Below are 15,562 nucleotides of genomic sequence, written 5' to 3' on the forward strand. Positions count from 1 at the left end.
GCGAGGGCGGGTCGCCGCAGGCATCGGGCTCGGGCGGGCGCTCCCGCTAGGTGGGAAGTCTCGTCGCATCGCCCGCTCACCGGGAAAGCCTGGCGATTCGGGGGTGTGGCGAACCTAGCGTCGGCCGGGTGGACACTCGATTTGGTAGGGGCGCCCGATGAATCGCATGCAGGACAGGGTCGCGCTGGTCACCGGTGCGGCGAGGGGTATGGGTCGTGCGCACTGTATGCGGCTCGCCGAGGAGGGCGCCGATATCATCGCGCTCGATATAGACGCCGCAACGGAATTGGCGACGACCAAGGAGGCCGTCGAGGCGTTTGGGCGGCGGTGCGTCACCGCTACTGCCGATGTGCGTGAGGCGGACGTGCTCGATGCGGCCGTTGCCGGTGGAGTGCATGAGCTCGGCAGGCTCGACGTGATCGTGGCCAACGCGGGTATCTACACCGACCTCGCGCCGTCGTGGGAGCTCACCGATCAGGCCTGGCAGCGGACCATCGATATCAATCTGACCGGTGCCTGGCACACGGTGCGTGCCGGTGCACAGGCCCTGGCCGACGGTGGGTCGATCGTGATCGTCAGCTCCGTCAACGGGATCGTGGGCGGGGCCATGGCGGCGCATTATTCGGCGAGTAAGCATGCCGTGGTCGGGTTGGCGCGCACGCTCGCCAACGAGCTCGGCCCGCGTGGCATCCGGGTGAACACCGTGCATCCGGGGTCGGTGGCGACGCCGATGATTCTCAACGACGAGGTCTACGCGAAACTGCGCCCGGACCTGCCGAATCCGACGCGGCAGGACGCGGCCGAGGCGCTGGCCCGCCGTACCCTGCTGCCGGTTCCGTGGGTGGAACCGGTCGACGTCAGCAATGCCGTGCTCTTCCTCGCATCCGACGAGTCCCGTTATGTGACGGGAACCCAGCTCGTGGTGGATGCCGGACTGACTCAGAAGGTGTGACATGGGACGGGTTTCGGGCAAAGTAGCGGTCGTGACCGGCGCCGCGCGCGGTATCGGGCGCGCGCAGGCGATCCGGCTGGCCGAGGAGGGTGCCGACATCATCGCGGTCGACCTCTGCGGACCGGTCGACACCGTGGTGACGCCACCGGCGAGCCGAGACGATCTCGACGAGACCGTTCGTGCCGTCGAGGCGACGGGTGCGCGGATCGTCGCCACGGTCGTCGACGTGCGCGACGGGTCGGCGTTGCGGTCCGCCGTCGACGCCGGGGTCGGTGAGCTGGGCGGGCTCGACATCGTCTGCGCCACAGCCGGAATCAGTTCGAGCGCGTTCGCTCTCGAGCTGACCGAGCAGCAGTGGCAGACCATGATCGACGTCAACCTCACCGGTGTGTGGCAGACCTGCAAGGCGGCCACACCCCACCTCATCGCCCGTGACGGGGGAGCGATGATCCTGACCAGTTCCATCGCCGGCTTGCGCGGGCTGGTCGGCGTCTCCCACTATGTCGCGGCCAAACACGGTGTCGTCGGGTTGATGCGTTCGCTGGCGAAGGAACTCGCGCCGCACCATGTCCGGGTGAACACCGTGCACCCGACCAACGTGGACACGCCGATGATCCAGAACGACATGGTGCGCAAGGTCTTTCGGCCGGACCGGGAGAATCCGACCCGCGAGGAGTTCGCCGAGGCCGCCACGTCGATGAACATGCTGCCCATCCCGTGGGTCGACCCCGTCGACATCGCCAACGCCACCCTGTTCCTGGCCTCCGACGAAGCCCGCTACATCACCGCCGTCACCCTGCCGGTGGACGCGGGCAGCACCCAACGCTAGGTCGGTGGCCTCCGGAACATCACCGGACCAGGAGGGGTTCCGGAGCCTCGACAAGGCCGGTGAGTGCGTTCGGGAGGGGGTCGTGGTGGACCACGCCGAGGCGCTGGGTGGCGCGGGTGAGTGCGACGTACAGCTCCGCCGCGCCACGCGGTCCCTCCGCGAGGATCCTTCCCGGTTCGACGACGAGCACGGAGTCGAACTCCAGGCCCTTGGTCTCCGACGCGGGCACGGTGCCCGGCATGCCGACCGGGCCGATCACCACACTCGTGCCCTCCCGGTCCGCCTCGGTACGCACGAATGCCTCGATAGCCGAACGAAATTCGGAGGCGTCGACCTGTTGCGACCACGGCTGAACACCACACGCGCGCACCGAGTCGGGTGGCCGAACCTCCGGCGCGAACTCGGCGAGCACGGCGGCGGCGACCGTCATGATCTCGGCGGGCGTGCGGTAGTTCACCGTGAGTGAGCGGTACACCCAGCGGCCCGGAACATACGGGTCGAGCACCGTCGCCCACGCGGTGGCCCCTGCCGGTGACCGGCGCTGGGCCAGGTCACCGACAATGGTGAACGACCGGCTCGGGCAGCGGCGCATCAGCACCCGCCAGTCCATCTCCGAGAGCTCCTGGGCCTCGTCGACCACCACGTGCCCGTAGGTCCAATCACGGTCGGCCGCAGCACGTTCGGCGAGCTCGCGGGTGTCGCGCTCGAGGAACCGGTCGGCGAGGTCCTCGCCGTAGAGCATGTCCTGGGCGAGCAGGTGATCCTCGTCGTCCATCAGGTCTTCGCGGCTGATCAGGGTGTCGAGCACGCCCTCGGCGTAGGCGGCTTCGGCCTTGCGGGCGCGTTCGGCGCTGTCGTCGGCGGGAGTGTCGCGACCGAGCAGGTCGACCAGTTCGTCGAGCAGCGGCACATCCGAGACCGTCCACGCGGTAGCGTCGGCCCGCCACAGCGACTCGTCCGCGTTCGCGGCGCGAAGTCGCTCCGGGGACGAATACAGTTCGCCGAGAAGACCTTCCGGGGTGAGAACAGGCCAGCATTCGTCGAGCACAGCGACGAAGTCGGCGTTCTCGGCGAGTTCGGCGGTCAGGTCCGCTCGCAGCTGCTCCCACGCCTCGCTGTCCTCGCGCGTCAACCAGCCCTTCCCGATGCGGGCGATCGCCCGTTCGGTGAGCACATAGGTGACGATCTCGGCGAACACCGCCCGCGCCTCGTTGTGCGGTCGTCCGCTCGCCCGCGCCTCCTCGCGCGCCCACTCCGCGACGGCCGCGTCGACGCGCACCGTCGCGTCGGCCAGCTCGATGTCCCGCGGCGCCGCGGGGAGGCGTTGCCGGTCCGCGATCGCGGCACCGAGCACATCGAGAATGCGCAGCGAGCCTTTGCCGCGCGCCGCTTCCGGTATGTCCTCCGCCGTGGCGTGCAACCCGGGCATCAGATCGGCGGCGGTGGCGAAGACGACATTCGTCTCACCGAGGGCGGGCAGCACGTGCGCGATGTGGTTCAGGAACGCCGGATTCGGGCCGACCACCAGTACACCTTGGCGTTCCATCCGCTTGCGCTGGGTGTAGAGCAGATAGGCCACCCGATGCAGCGCCACGACGGTCTTGCCGGTACCGGGGCCGCCTTCGATCACGGTGACGCCCGGGTGTTCGAGGCGGATGATCTCGTCCTGCTCGGCCTGGATGGTCGCCACGATGTCGCGCATCCCGTCTCCGCGCGGTGCGTTCACCGCCGCCAGCAGCGCCGCGTCGCCGCCTTCGCCCGCGTCGGGCCTGCCGAGGACCTCGTCGGTGAAGTCGAGCACCCGGCGATCGCGGGTGTGGAACTGCCGTCGCCTGCGCATGCCCTCCGGGTTGGCGGCGGTGGCCACATAGAACGGGCGTGCGGCGGGTGCGCGCCAGTCGAGCAGCAGTGGTTCGAAATCGTCGCCGGCATCGAACAGGCCGATGCGGCCGATGTAGGACCGTTCGCCCGAGACCGCGTCCAGCCTGCCGAAACACAGACCGTTGTCGGCGACGTTCAGGCGCTGGATCTCCTTCCCGAGCGCGCGCACCTCGTTGTCGCGTTCCATCGGAGAGTTACCGGTGCCGCGCAGTGCGGCGCTGTAGCGGCCCTTCACCTGTGCGCGCTCGGCGTCGAGCCGCGCGTACAGGCGCGCCACGTACTCGCGCTCCGACCGCAATTCCTCGTCGTGACCGTGTTCCGGCACAAGCCCTCACTTTCGGTGTTTCCGCAGGTGAAATGCTGCGGCCGACGATTATGCGCCACAAAGGGGGCCTTGTGGCAAGGCCCCCTTTACGGTATACAGTGAAGGTGGAAAGAGACGCTGTCAGCGCGTGAGGAACGCCAGCACCGTCGATTCGAATTCTTCCTTCCGCTCGATCATCGCCCAGTGCCCGCAGTTCGGGAACACGTGCAATTCGGCGCGCGGAATCGTGCGCATGGGGATCAGCGCCATGTCGAGCGGGCTCACCCGGTCGTCGCGGCCCCAGGTGACCAGCGTCGGCGCCTGCACCTTGTGCAGCATGGCCCAGGGCGGGGGCGCGTCCGAGGCTTCCATCGCCCGCACCATCGCCGTGAACGCCGCCTTGCTGTACATGCGCCGGGCGCTTTCCAGGGTCGCGGGATCGGTGGCCTGCGTCCAGCGCTCCTCGACGAGTTCCTCGGTCACCATCGCCGGATCGAACACCATCGAATGCAACCACTGCACGAGACGTTCCCGCGTGGGCTCCTCGGTGAACTCCTGCAGCAGCTTGATCCCCTCGCCGGGGCCGGGGCTGAACAGGTTGCGCCCGATCCCGCCGATGGTCACCAGCTTGCCCACCCGGTCCGGTTGCGCGATAGCGTAATTCAGCGCCACGCCACCGCCCATCGAGTTACCGATGATATCGACCCGCTCCAGGCCGAGCCCGTCGACGAAGCGCGCCACCGCGTCCAGGGCGGTCACCATCGGGTGCCCGCCGAAGTCGTCGCTCACGCCGAAACCGGGGAACTCGAGAACCAGGCAGCGGAACCGCTCGGCGAAGGTGGCCAGATTGCCACGGAAGTTGCGCCACCCGGTCACCCCGGGACCGGAGCCGTGCAGCAACAGCAGGGGCGGGCCGTCGCCGGCCTCGTGGTAACGCAGAACCCCTGCGTCGGTGGGCAATTCGCGCAACGTGCCGTCATAGGTGATGCTCATCAGGCGTGGGTACCCCCGTCGATACGGATCTCCGTGCCGGTGATGAACGCGCCGTCCTCGGACACCAGCATGGCGATCACGCCCGCCACCGCGTCCGGGTCGCCCATGCCCGCGCCACCGGACTCGAGTTCGGTGGGCAACACGGGAGACAGCTTGGCGAACAGCGACCAGTCGGCATCGGCGGGCACGTAACCGCCGGTGGCATCGGTGATCCCGGACTTGATGCTGCCCGGCGCCACCGACACCGCACGCACACCCTTGCCGCCGTACTCGAGGGCGATGGCATGGGTGAAGGACTGGATGCCGCCCTTGCTCGCCGCGTACGCCGCCATGTACGGGTGCGCGAAGGCCGCCGAGGTGGAGCTGAAGTTCACGATGGTCGAGCGCGGATTGGCCAGCAGCGCGGGCAGTGCCTCGCGGACCACCAGGAACGTGCCGGTGAGATTCACCCCGATGATCTGGTTCCACAACTCGAGGGAGGTCTGCTCGGTGTGCGAAGCGCGCAGGATGCCCGCCGCGTTCACCACCGAATCCAGACCGCCCAGGGTGGCGGTGGCCGACCGGACACCCTCGACCACCGATTCCTCGCTGCCGATGTCGAGGGTGAGGACGCTGAAACGTTCACCCGTGCCGCGTTCCTTCGCCTGCGTGGCGGTGGCCGCGAGGCCGTCGGCCGACACGTCGGCGCCGACCACCGTGGCGCCCTCGTCGAGCAGGCGCAGCGCCGTCGCGCGGCCGATACCGGATCCGGCGCCGGTGACCAGCGCCCGATGACCGTCGAGTCTGTGCATGATGTTTCTCCTGGTTCTGTCGCCTCAGCCGAGGCGGCCGGGGACCGGTTCGTTGCGGAGCTGATCGGTCGCCAATTCGCCTGCGGCGACAGCTCGTTCGATGGAATCGCGCAGCGCCGGGCAGGTGGGGATCCAGCTGCTCGGCTCGCCGAGGGCCGCCCGGCGGGCGAACTCCGGGCAGGCGGACTCGGCGTCGTCGAGCCACTGCACGCTGGTGTGACTCGGGCTGAACTTCTCGGCGAGCACCCGGTTTCCGCAGGTGGCGCACTGGATGGGTTGCATGATCTTCCCCGGGTCAGCGCGCGGCCGCGGCGTGGTCGGCGGCGACGTACCCGAACACCATGGCCGGACCGATGGTCGCGCCCGCGCCCGCGTAGTCGTTGCCCATCACCGCGGCCGAGGTGTTGCCCGCCGCGTAGAGCCCGTCGATGACGGAACCGTCGGCGCGCAGCACCTGGGCGTTCTCGTTGTAGACCAGCCCGCCTTTGGTGCCGAGATCACCGATGCGAATCCGCAGCGCGTAGTACGGACCACGGTCGAGCGGGTCGAGGGTCGGCTGGGGCAGGGTCGGGTCGCCGTAGTAGTTGTCGTACGCGCTGTCACCGCGCCCGAAGTCGTCGTCGTGGCCGTCGCGGGCGAACCCGTTGAACCGCTCGACGGTCGCGCGCAAGCCGAGTGCGGGCACACCGATGGCCGTGGCCAGCTCGTCGACCGTCGCGCCGGTGCGCAGAAGGCCGCTCTCGAGCCAGGACGCCGGGAACTTCTGGCCCGGCACGATGCCGCCGATCGGGTAGCGGCTCTTGGCTTTCGCGTCGAAGACCAGCCAGGCCGGGTCGTGCGATCCGGCCAGCTGGGCGTGCACGAAGGTGACATAGGGCGCGGCCTCGTTGGTGAAGCGGGTGCCCGAGCTGTCGACGATGATCGAGCACGGGATCGACCGCTCCGACACCAGCACCTGGTTGACACCCTCCGGGCGCTGGAACGACGGCATCCACCAGGCGTCGTCCATCAAATCGACTGCGGCGCCGACCTTCTCGCCCGCCACGATGCCGTCGCCGGTGTTGTCTGCCGAGGCCGCGCTGAAATTGTCGCGGCCGCCGTCGGGCAGGTACCGCTTGCGCATGGCCTGGTTGTGTTCGAACCCGCCGGTGGCCAGCAGGACGCCGTCGCGGGCGCGGATGCGGATCTCGCGGCCGCCGCGCTCGGCGACCACACCGATCACCGCGCCGGTGTCGTCGGTGATCAGCGACCGCAGCGGGGTGTTCAGCCACAGCGGCACCCCGGCGTCTCGCAGGGCGAGGCGCAGCCGGGCGATCAGTGCGCGGCCGAGTGTGTCCATGTGCCTGCGCAACACGATGGCCTTGATCGCGCGCAACCCGGTGAGCAGCGCGGTCCAGCGCGCCTTCCAGGTGCGGGTCACCATATTGAGCTGGACGAAGTCCTTGGAGGTGATGAACAGACCCGGTGGGGTGGCGAGGGCCGCCGGGCGCAGCAGATCCTCGTCGGGGCCGAGCTGCTTGAGATCGACGGGCAGCGGTTCGATCGATCGGCCGGCCGGGCGGCCACCCGGCGCCTCGGGGTGGTAGTCGGAATAGCCTGTGCACCACTGGAATCGCAGGTGCGGGCTGGTCTCGAGGAACTCCAGCATGCGCGGGCCCTCGTCGATGAAACGGTCGAGATTGGCGGTCGGCACGCGGTCGCCGACCACCGCGTCGAGATAGGCGCGCACGTCGGCGCGATCGTCACGCAGACCCTCCCGTAGCAGGGTCGGATTGTTCGGCACCCAGATACCGCCACCCGAGAGAGCCGTGCTGCCGCCGTAGTAGGCGGCCTTCTCGATGACGAGGGTGTCGAGGCCGCGGTCGGCCGCGGCGAGCGCGCCCGTGAGCCCACCCGCACCGCTGCCGACGACGAGGAAGCCGACCTCGTGATCCCACTGTCGCTGGTTCGCAGTCATTCTCGGGCTCCTCAGCTCACTACCATGTCGTCCTGCGACCAGAACGCCCGCATGCTGGTGATGCGCCCGTCCTCGTCGAAGGTCATCACATCGATCGGTTCGAGCGTGAACGTCTGCTCGCCGAAGCGGGTGACCACGCGGAAGTTGAACGCGGCGCTGTTGCCCGCGACCCGGATGCTCAGCAGTTCCGTCGACGTGTCGAGTGACTCGATGGCGGCGTAGAACTCGGTGATCGCGGCGTGACCGACTCGCACCTCGCTGCCGACCGGGTCCTCCACGGTGGCGTCCTCGCGGTAGAGCGCGACCACGTCGGCGGCTGTCCCGGTGCCGACGGTCTCCACATACCGCCGCACCGTGTCTCGAATGTGGTCCGCTGATGTCATCGTGTCGCTCCTGGAGATGGGTGATGGAGTGGTCGATGAACGCAATCACGGCGGGTGGGCGGGTGGGCGGCGGATTCCCAGCCAGTGGGAGGTCTAGGTCACGACGCCCGTCGCGATGCTGCCGACGATCAGATCGGTGAGGGCTCCGATCGCGGCATCGAGGGAGCAACGCCGCGCGTTCAGCTCCTCGGCGATCGTTTCGGCCGCACCGAGAATGCCGACGCACCGCAGTCGAAGAGCGTCGGCCGCGAGGTCGCTGTGCGGGATCAGCGCGTCCGTCATCACCGTGAGATAGGCATCGAGCAGGTCCCGCTGGATCGTCTCCATGTCCCGATTCCCCTTGAGCGCGGCGGAGACCGCGCTGAATTCGGGCATGTCGGTGGCGCACGCGAAGTACGCACCGCTCAGTACGCGCGCGATCCCGGCCGGGGTGGGGGCGGCGCTCGCCAGCGCGGTGGCGGTCGCGGTCCGATGGCGTTCGTCGAGCCGTCGATACAGCTCGAGCAGCAGTCCGGGACGGGTGCCGAAGTGGTCGTACACGATCGGCCGGCTCACCCCCGCGGCCTCGGCGAGGCTGAGCAGGGTCAGTGCGTCGGCGCCCTCGGCGCGCACGATCGCCAGCGCGGTCTCGATCAATTGTTCGTGCCTGGCGGGTCTGGACAGGCGCGTCGGCGTGGTCGGCATCTTCCTCCCTTGCGTTGTCGCCCCAGTTTAGCTACAAAGTGTAAGTTACAAAATGTAGCTTAATTGAGCGAAGGAGAAGACGTGACGCGACAGGCGACATCGGTACTGATCATGGGCGGCTCGGGGCAGGCGGGCGCGGGGACGGCGGCGCTGCTGCGCCGGTGGTATCCGGAACTCGAGCTCACGATCGCGGGCCGTGACATCGAACGCGCGCGGCGGGTCGCCGAGAGCCTCGGTGGCGCGAACGCGGTCACCATCGACATCACTCGCGCCGACCTCGGTCTGCCCGCCGACGCCGCGTATTCCGCGGTCATCGCGGCACTGTGGGACGACCATCTGCACGGGCTCGGCTTCGCCGCGCGCCACGGCGTGCCGTATCTGAGCCTGTCCAGCGGTCTGCTCGACATCGCTCCCGAGGTCGTGGCGGGCGGTGGGCGGGCGAGTGCGGCGCCGATCCTGGTGGCCAGTCACTATCTCGCCGGGATCGCCGTGCTCGCCACCCTCGCTGTCGCGGCGGAGTTCGATCGGGTCGAACGCATCGGAATCGCCGCGGCACTGGATGATTCCGATATCGGGGGACCGGCGGGCATCGCGGATCTGGAGCGCTGGTCGGCAGTCACTACCGCCGGGCTGATCCGCCGCGACGGCGTGTTCACCTGGGTGAGCGGCGACGACGCCCGAGCCGACGTACGGGTCGGTGACGGGGTGGTGCTCGCCGGGCAGAGCATTCCGATCCTGGACGTGCCGAGTCTCGCGCTGGCCACGGGCGCGCCGAACGTCCGGTTCGACCTGGCGGTCGGCGAGTCCGCGGGCCGACGGCGCGGCGCGGGAGCTTCCCTCGAGGTCGTCGTCGACGTCGAGGGAACCGACCTCTCGGGCGCCGCTGCGCGAGTGCGTCGCACACTCGCGCATCCGGACGGGCAGCGTCCGCTGACCGCGCTCGGGATCGCGCTCGGGGCCGAACGGTTGCTCGGGCTCCGCGGTGCGGCCGTGCCACCGGGTGTCCACATGCCCGAGGCACTGATCGACCCCGCCTACGCCCTCGAACGGATGACGCACAGTGGCGCCACCTTCGAGGAGACCGGGGCCTAACTGCCCAGCATGTCCAGGACGGCGAGGTGGCTGAACAGCATCGACGCACCGATCGGGTTGCCGCCGCCGGGGTACACCTCGCCGCTCACCGCGGCCATGGTGTTGCCCGCGGCGTACAGGCCGGGGATCGGTTGCCCGTCGCGGTCGAGGACGCGCGCGGCGCTGTCGGTGCGCAGGCCGCCCTTGGTGCCGAGATCGGAGATGCCGAAGGCGGCCGCGTGGAACGGGCCCTTGTCGATGCGAACCAGTGGTGGTTCGCCGTTGGAGAAGGCGCGGTCGTAGGCCTCGTCGCCGCGGCCGAAGTCCGGGTCGACGCCGGTGGCGACCATGCTGTTGAACCGTTCGACGGTGGCCTCGAGCTTGTCGGCGGGCACCCCGATCTTCGCGGCCAGTTCGGCCAGTGTGTCGGCGGTGTGCCACAGGCCCGCGGCGACGTATTTCTCGGTCTCGACCATGGACACGTTGGTGGCCTTGATCGGCGGCACCTCGCCTTCGGTGTCGTCGTAGATCATCCAGAACGGCAACGTCATCTCGCCCGCCTCGAGCCGCCGGATCACCTCGCGGCCGAGCCGGTCGTAGGGGGCGGACTCGTTGACGAACCGTTCGCCGTTCCGATCGACGAAGATGCCGCCGGTGAACCACAGCGCGAACGCCGAACGTCCGTCGGGATGGGTCAGACCGGGCGACCACCAGGCCTGATCCATCAGGTCGGTGTCGGCGCCCGCGGCGATCCCCGCCTGGTGCGCCAGTCCCTGATTTCCCCAGGGCCCCATGGTGTCCCGGGCCTGGCCGGGCACACCGTACTGCTCGCGCAACTGCTGGTTCTGCTCGAAACCGCCCGCGGCGAGCACCACGCCCCGGCGGGCGCGGATCGCGTGGCGGTGCCCGTCGCGTTCGACGATCGCGCCGGTCACCACCCCGTCCTCGATCACCAGCTCGACCAGCGGCGAGGACAGGTGCAAGGTGACGTTCGGATAGCCCGACAGCGCCCGCAGGAACCGCCCGATCAGCGCCTGCCCGCCGATCAGCAGCTCGGGCAGAGGTGCCCCGAGCCGATCGGTGTCGAGCGGTCCGCGCAGGGATTCCCGCAGGTCGCCAAGTTCGGCGGCGGGCAACGGTGTCGGCATGATGTGGCGCTGACCGTCGAGCCGCGCCTTGGGCGCCTTGCCGAAATAATCGGGCCAGGGCAGCATCTGGAACGCGAAATGCTGGTCGGCTTCCAGGTATTCGATGAGGTCGCGACCGCGCCGCACATAGGTCTGCTGCAGGTCCTCGGGGGTGCGGTCACCGACGACGGCACGGTAGTAGGTGAGCGCGTCGTCGAGGGTGTCGTCGGTGCCCGCCCGCTCGAGGACGGGGTTGCAGGGGTACCAGACGCCGCCGCCACCGGAATACGCTGTCGTGCCGCCGAACTTGTCGGTCGCCTCGACCACCGCGACGGTGAGCCCCTCGCGGGCCGCGGTGTACGCACCCGCGAGGCCGCCGCCGGAGCCCGCGACCAGCACGTCCACCTCGTCGTTCCAGTCCACCACTGTTCCTCCTGATACCGCCTGAACTTGTTCCGACGGTAAGCCGGTGTCCGCCGGTGTGATGCGGGTCATCCCGATCACCGGGAGGCGACAACGATCCGGCGAACGTGCCGGTCAGCGGGAAGGCCACCTGCTCGGATGCCGACCGGATCCCTAGCGTCGCGGCGGAGAACCGGTCTCCATCGAAAGGCAGGCACAGTGAAGACCCCATCGTCACCAGGAAAGGGTCCGGCCGAGGTCGACGTGGTCGTCGTCGGCGCGGGCATCGCCGGGCTCTACGCCCTGCACAAGTTCCGCGAGCAAGGACTCACCGTGCGGGTGTTCGAAGTCGCCGACGGCGTGGGCGGCGTGTGGTACTGGAACCGCTATCCGGGTGCCCGCTGCGATGTCGAGAGCGTCGACTATTCGTACTCCTTCGACGAGGACCTGCAGCAGGAATGGAACTGGAGCGAGAAGTACGCCACCCAGCCCGAGATCCTGGCCTACCTCGAACACGTCGCCGACCGCTTCGACCTGCGCCGCGACATCGAATTCGGTACGCGCGTCACCGATATCGTGCTCGACGAGCCGACGCTGCGCTGGCAGGTCGGCACCGACACCGGGCGCGCGGTGTCGGCCCGGTTCGTGGTACTGGCCACCGGCCCGCTGTCGAACGCCAACACCCCGGCCATCCCGGGCCTCGACACCTTCGCGGGCCGGGTACTGCACACCTCGCACTGGCCGCACGACGGTGTCGATCTGGCCGGGCAGCGGGTGGGTGTGATCGGCACGGGTTCGTCTGGGATCCAGACGATTCCGTGCCTGGCCGAGGAGGTCGCGCGCCTGCACGTCTTCCAGCGCACGCCCAATTACAGTGTCCCCGCGGGCAATACGCCGCTCACCGACGAACAGCGGCAGGCGCAGAAGGCGGACTACGCCGAGCGCAGGCGGCTGTCGATGGCCAGTGGCGGCGGCTCGCCGCACCAGCCACACCCGAAGCTCGCGGTCGAGGCGACCGAACAGGAGCGTCGCGAGGCGTATCAGCGCCGGTGGGAGCTGGGTGGGGTGCTGTTCTCCAAGACCTTCCCCGATCAGCTCCTCACCCGCGAGGCCAACGACACCGCGCGGCTGTTCTGGGAGGAGAAGGTGCGCGCGGTGATCGACGACCCGCGCGTGGCCGACATCCTGATCCCACGCGATCATCCGATCGGCACCAAACGGATCTGCACCGACACGAACTACTACCAGACCTTCAACCGCGACAATGTCGAGCTCGTCGACCTGCGCGCCACTCCGATCACCGCCATCGATGCCGACGGTGTGCACACCACCGAGACGCACTACCCGCTCGACACCCTCGTGCTCGCCACCGGATTCGACGCGATGACCGGGTCGGTCTCGCGGATGAACATCGTCGGACGGGGTGGCGTCACCCTCGACGAGACCTGGGCGGAAGGCCCGAAAACCTACCTCGGACTGGGCATCTCGGGGTTTCCGAACCTGTTCAACCTCACCGGACCGGGCAGTCCCTCGGTGCTGGCGAACATGGTGCTGCACTCGGAACTGCACGTCGACTGGGTGGCCGAGGCGATCGGGTTCCTCGACGACCGCGGCGCGGTGGCGCTGGAAGCCCGGCCCGACGCGGTCGCGGCCTGGGTGCGGGAATGCGCCGACCGGGCAGCGGGAACCCTGATGCTCGAAGCCAATTCGTGGTATCTGGGCGCCAATATCGAGGGCAAGCCGAGGGTGTTCATGCCGTTCGTCGGCGGGTTCGGCGTCTACGGGCAGATCATCGCCGAGGTGGCGGCCGCGGGCTACAAGGGTTTCGACGTTCTCGAGGCGTGAAGCGCCGGTAACGGGGTGGTTCGTCTTCGGACGACCACCCCGTTCGCCGTGTCAGCCGGCGAAACCGCCGAAACCGCCCCGGTAGTACAGCAGCGGTCGCGCGCCCTCGGTGGCTCGCAGACCACTGATCCGGGCCAGCACGACGGTGTGGTCGCCCGCGTCGTGCTCGAGTTCCACCGACGCCTCGATATGGGCGAGCGCACCGTGCAGCGCGGGTGCGCCGTTGCCCGCGGGACTCCACTCGACACCGGCGAACTTGTCGCCGCCGCTCACCGCGAACCGGCCGCACACCGCCCGCTGATCCTCGGCCAGGATGTTGATGCACAGCGTCCCCGTGCGGCGCAGCAGCGGCCAGCTCGTCGAGCTCTTGGCCGGACAGAACGACACATACGGCGGGTCGAGCGACACCGACACCACCGACTGGCAGGTGAAACCGATCGGCCGGGTGCCGTCGTGCGCGGCGATCACCGCCACCCCGGTCGCGAAATGCCCGAGCACCGCGCGCAGCTCGGCCGGGCTGGGAACACCTGCGTCGACGACGACATTGTCTGCATTCATACCCCCAGAATCGGTGGCGAACGGCGCGGCTCTCAAGATGTCCTCCCGGTGAGCGGTTGCCGACACAGCCGAGGTGACCGGGCCGGTTGCTACCATGCACCGGTGCCGAACACCGACCCCGACCCCGGCGTGCCCAACCTGCCGCCGACCAGTTGGGCGGTCCTGGCGATGCTCTCGTTCGAAGAGGAGATCTCCGGCTACGACCTGAAGAAGTGGGCCGACTGGAGCCTGCGCTACTTCTACTGGACTCCGTCCTACAGCCAGATCTACGCGGAACTGAAGAAGCTCGAACAGCACGGTTTCGCCTCCTCCCGGCTCGACAGCGACAACGCCATGCGCGGGCGCAGGCTGTACCAGATCACCGACGCGGGCCGTGCCGCCGTCACCACCTGGTGGAACGAGGCGCCCGTCGATCCCTCGGTGCTCAAACACCATGTGCTGCTGCGCGTCATGTTCGGCCACCTCGGCTCACCCGAGCGGCTCAAGCAGATCCTGCGCGACCACATCGCCGACGTCGACCAGCTCGAGCAGCGCGCCGCCGTCGACGCCGAAGCCGCCAAATCCGAACCGGGCTGGGCCTATTCGCAGATCGTGCTGCAATGGGCACAGCGCCACTACGCCGCCGAACGCGAACTCGCCCAGCAACTGATCGACGAGATCGACCAGGCCGCGACGATCCTGGCCGGTGCCGAACACGACGACCGCGCCGAGTACCCGCACCCCACGCCCGGACGCTGGCGTGAGATCGAGCAGCGTGTGCAGGCGGCAGGCGGGCACCCGGACGCGCCCGAGTAGGCATCGCCGGATGGCCCGGGATCGGGTCTAGTCCAGGCCGAGGGTTTCGCGGATCATCGCCCAGATCTCGGTGCGGGCCGACTGGGTCGCGGCCAGGGACGGGATGGTCAGGAAGCCGTGGAACAGGCCGTCGTAGCGGCGGTGGCGCACCGGCACGCCGTCGGCTTCCAGGCGCGCGGCGTAGGCGTCGCCCGCCGAGCACGGCGGGTCGAGTTCGGCGGTCACCACGACGGCCGGTGCCACGCCCGCGAGGGTTTCGGCGCGGGTGGGGACCAGGCGCACGTCGTCGGTGCCGTGCGGGGCGTACTGCTGCCAATACCAGCGCATAGCCCGGGTGGTGTTGTAGTGGCCGGTACCGAAGCGGCGGTAGGACTCGGTGTCGAAATCGTCGTCGATCACCGGGTAGAGCAGGATCTGGGCGGCCACCGGCGGGTTCCCGTCACGCACCGCGAGCGCGACCGTGGCGGCGAGGTTGCCGCCCGCGCTGTCACCCGCCAGCGCGATGCGCGCCGGGTCGCCGCCGTAGGTGGCGATGTGTTCGGCTGCCCACCGGACCGCTGCGAGCATGTCGTCGTGGGCGGCGGGCCCGGGATGTTCCGGGGCGAGGCGGTAGTCGACCGCGACGACCACCGCCCCGACACCCACTGCCATGGAGCGGCAGAACTCGTCGTGACTGTCGAGATCGCAGAAGACGAAACCGCCACCGTGTGCGAACACGATCACCGGCCGGGGCGGCCCGTCGGCGTGAGGCCGGTACACACGCACCGTCAACGCACCGCCCGGTCCGTCGATGATCACGTCGTCGACCGACGGAAGATCGGGAAGTCGCTGTGGCGCAGCACGTCTCGCGAAGATCGCGGCTCGCGCGTCGGCGGCCGACATCGCGGCCACGTCGGGAAATCCCGCGTCGAGGACGGCCAGCATCGCCGCCACCTCGGGATCCGGCACGGCGCCGGGCTCCGTGGTCGGGTAGTCACGGATTGTCACTGA

The 15,562-nt window shown here is 69.2% G+C and carries 15 protein-coding genes; 5 read left to right on the plus strand and 10 right to left on the minus strand.

Translation table 11 applies throughout. The features are described from left to right. Positions 1–157: 157 nt before the first annotated feature. Together NI2_RS17730 and NI2_RS17735 are read left to right on the plus strand one after the other, a co-directional pair. Positions 158–952, plus strand: a complete 795-nt coding sequence (locus tag NI2_RS17730; RefSeq protein ID WP_067492150.1) for a mycofactocin-coupled SDR family oxidoreductase — start codon at positions 158–160, stop codon at positions 950–952. A gap of 1 nt (position 953) precedes the next feature. Next, complete coding sequence (locus NI2_RS17735) at positions 954–1,781, plus strand: mycofactocin-coupled SDR family oxidoreductase (protein ID WP_067492151.1); 828 nt, start codon at positions 954–956, stop codon at positions 1,779–1,781. A 19-nt stretch (positions 1,782–1,800) separates the two neighbouring features. Here the strand turns inward: NI2_RS17735 and helR are convergent, their stop codons facing one another. The 7 genes from helR to NI2_RS17770 form a co-directional block, all read right to left on the minus strand. Continuing rightward, positions 1,801–3,987, minus strand: coding sequence for an RNA polymerase recycling motor ATPase HelR (gene helR / locus NI2_RS17740; RefSeq protein ID WP_174552213.1), 2,187 nt, complete (start codon positions 3,985–3,987; stop codon positions 1,801–1,803). Between the two features lie 120 nt (positions 3,988–4,107). Then, entirely contained in the window at positions 4,108–4,959 is an 852-nt protein-coding gene (locus tag NI2_RS17745; protein ID WP_067492152.1) for an alpha/beta fold hydrolase, read from the minus strand. After that, on the minus strand, positions 4,959–5,750 hold the full coding sequence (locus NI2_RS17750; protein ID WP_067492153.1) for an SDR family NAD(P)-dependent oxidoreductase: 792 nt from the start codon (positions 5,748–5,750) through the stop codon (positions 4,959–4,961). Before NI2_RS17750 ends, NI2_RS17745 begins: the two co-directional genes overlap by 1 nt. Before the next feature lie 24 nt (positions 5,751–5,774). After that, complete coding sequence (locus NI2_RS17755) at positions 5,775–6,032, minus strand: hypothetical protein (RefSeq protein ID WP_067492154.1); 258 nt, start codon at positions 6,030–6,032, stop codon at positions 5,775–5,777. 13 nt (positions 6,033–6,045) lie between these two features. Continuing rightward, positions 6,046–7,707 carry an FAD-binding protein gene (locus NI2_RS17760; protein ID WP_067492155.1) on the minus strand — a complete coding sequence of 554 codons (1,662 nt, stop codon included), beginning with the start codon at positions 7,705–7,707 and terminating at the stop codon, positions 6,046–6,048. An 11-nt stretch (positions 7,708–7,718) separates the two neighbouring features. Continuing rightward, positions 7,719–8,090 (minus strand): nuclear transport factor 2 family protein, encoded by a 372-nt coding sequence (locus NI2_RS17765; protein ID WP_067492156.1) that lies wholly within the window; start codon positions 8,088–8,090, stop codon positions 7,719–7,721. Positions 8,091–8,183: 93 nt separating this feature from the next. Then, on the minus strand, positions 8,184–8,774 hold the full coding sequence (locus NI2_RS17770; RefSeq protein WP_067492157.1) for a TetR/AcrR family transcriptional regulator: 591 nt from the start codon (positions 8,772–8,774) through the stop codon (positions 8,184–8,186). A gap of 81 nt (positions 8,775–8,855) precedes the next feature. On the opposite strand from NI2_RS17770, the gene NI2_RS17775 reads away from it, so the two are divergent. Continuing rightward, complete coding sequence (locus NI2_RS17775) at positions 8,856–9,866, plus strand: Rossmann-fold NAD(P)-binding domain-containing protein (protein WP_243749661.1); 1,011 nt, start codon at positions 8,856–8,858, stop codon at positions 9,864–9,866. Here the strand turns inward: NI2_RS17775 and NI2_RS17780 are convergent. Continuing rightward, entirely contained in the window at positions 9,863–11,398 is a 1,536-nt protein-coding gene (locus tag NI2_RS17780; protein ID WP_067492159.1) for an FAD-binding protein, read from the minus strand. The genes NI2_RS17775 and NI2_RS17780 overlap by 4 nt on opposite strands. A 195-nt stretch (positions 11,399–11,593) precedes the next feature. Here NI2_RS17780 and NI2_RS17785 point away from each other — a divergent pair, with 195 nt between their 5' ends. Beyond that, entirely contained in the window at positions 11,594–13,219 is a 1,626-nt protein-coding gene (locus tag NI2_RS17785) for a flavin-containing monooxygenase (RefSeq protein WP_067492160.1), read from the plus strand. Positions 13,220–13,270: 51 nt separating this feature from the next. Here NI2_RS17785 and NI2_RS17790 read toward each other — a convergent pair whose 3' ends face one another. Then, positions 13,271–13,777 carry a flavin reductase family protein gene (locus NI2_RS17790; protein ID WP_067492161.1) on the minus strand — a complete coding sequence of 169 codons (507 nt, stop codon included), beginning with the start codon at positions 13,775–13,777 and terminating at the stop codon, positions 13,271–13,273. Positions 13,778–13,945: 168 nt separating this feature from the next. Here NI2_RS17790 and NI2_RS17795 point away from each other — a divergent pair, with 168 nt between their 5' ends. After that, positions 13,946–14,572 (plus strand): PadR family transcriptional regulator, encoded by a 627-nt coding sequence (locus NI2_RS17795; protein WP_243749795.1) that lies wholly within the window; start codon positions 13,946–13,948, stop codon positions 14,570–14,572. Positions 14,573–14,599: 27 nt separating this feature from the next. On the opposite strand, the gene NI2_RS17800 is transcribed toward NI2_RS17795, so the two are convergent. Next, positions 14,600–15,559 carry an alpha/beta hydrolase gene (locus NI2_RS17800; protein ID WP_084476492.1) on the minus strand — a complete coding sequence of 320 codons (960 nt, stop codon included), beginning with the start codon at positions 15,557–15,559 and terminating at the stop codon, positions 14,600–14,602. Positions 15,560–15,562 lie beyond the last annotated feature (3 nt).

It is taken from the genome of Nocardia ignorata NBRC 108230 (genome assembly GCF_001612905.1).
Lineage (GTDB): Bacteria > Actinomycetota > Actinomycetes > Mycobacteriales > Mycobacteriaceae > Nocardia > Nocardia ignorata.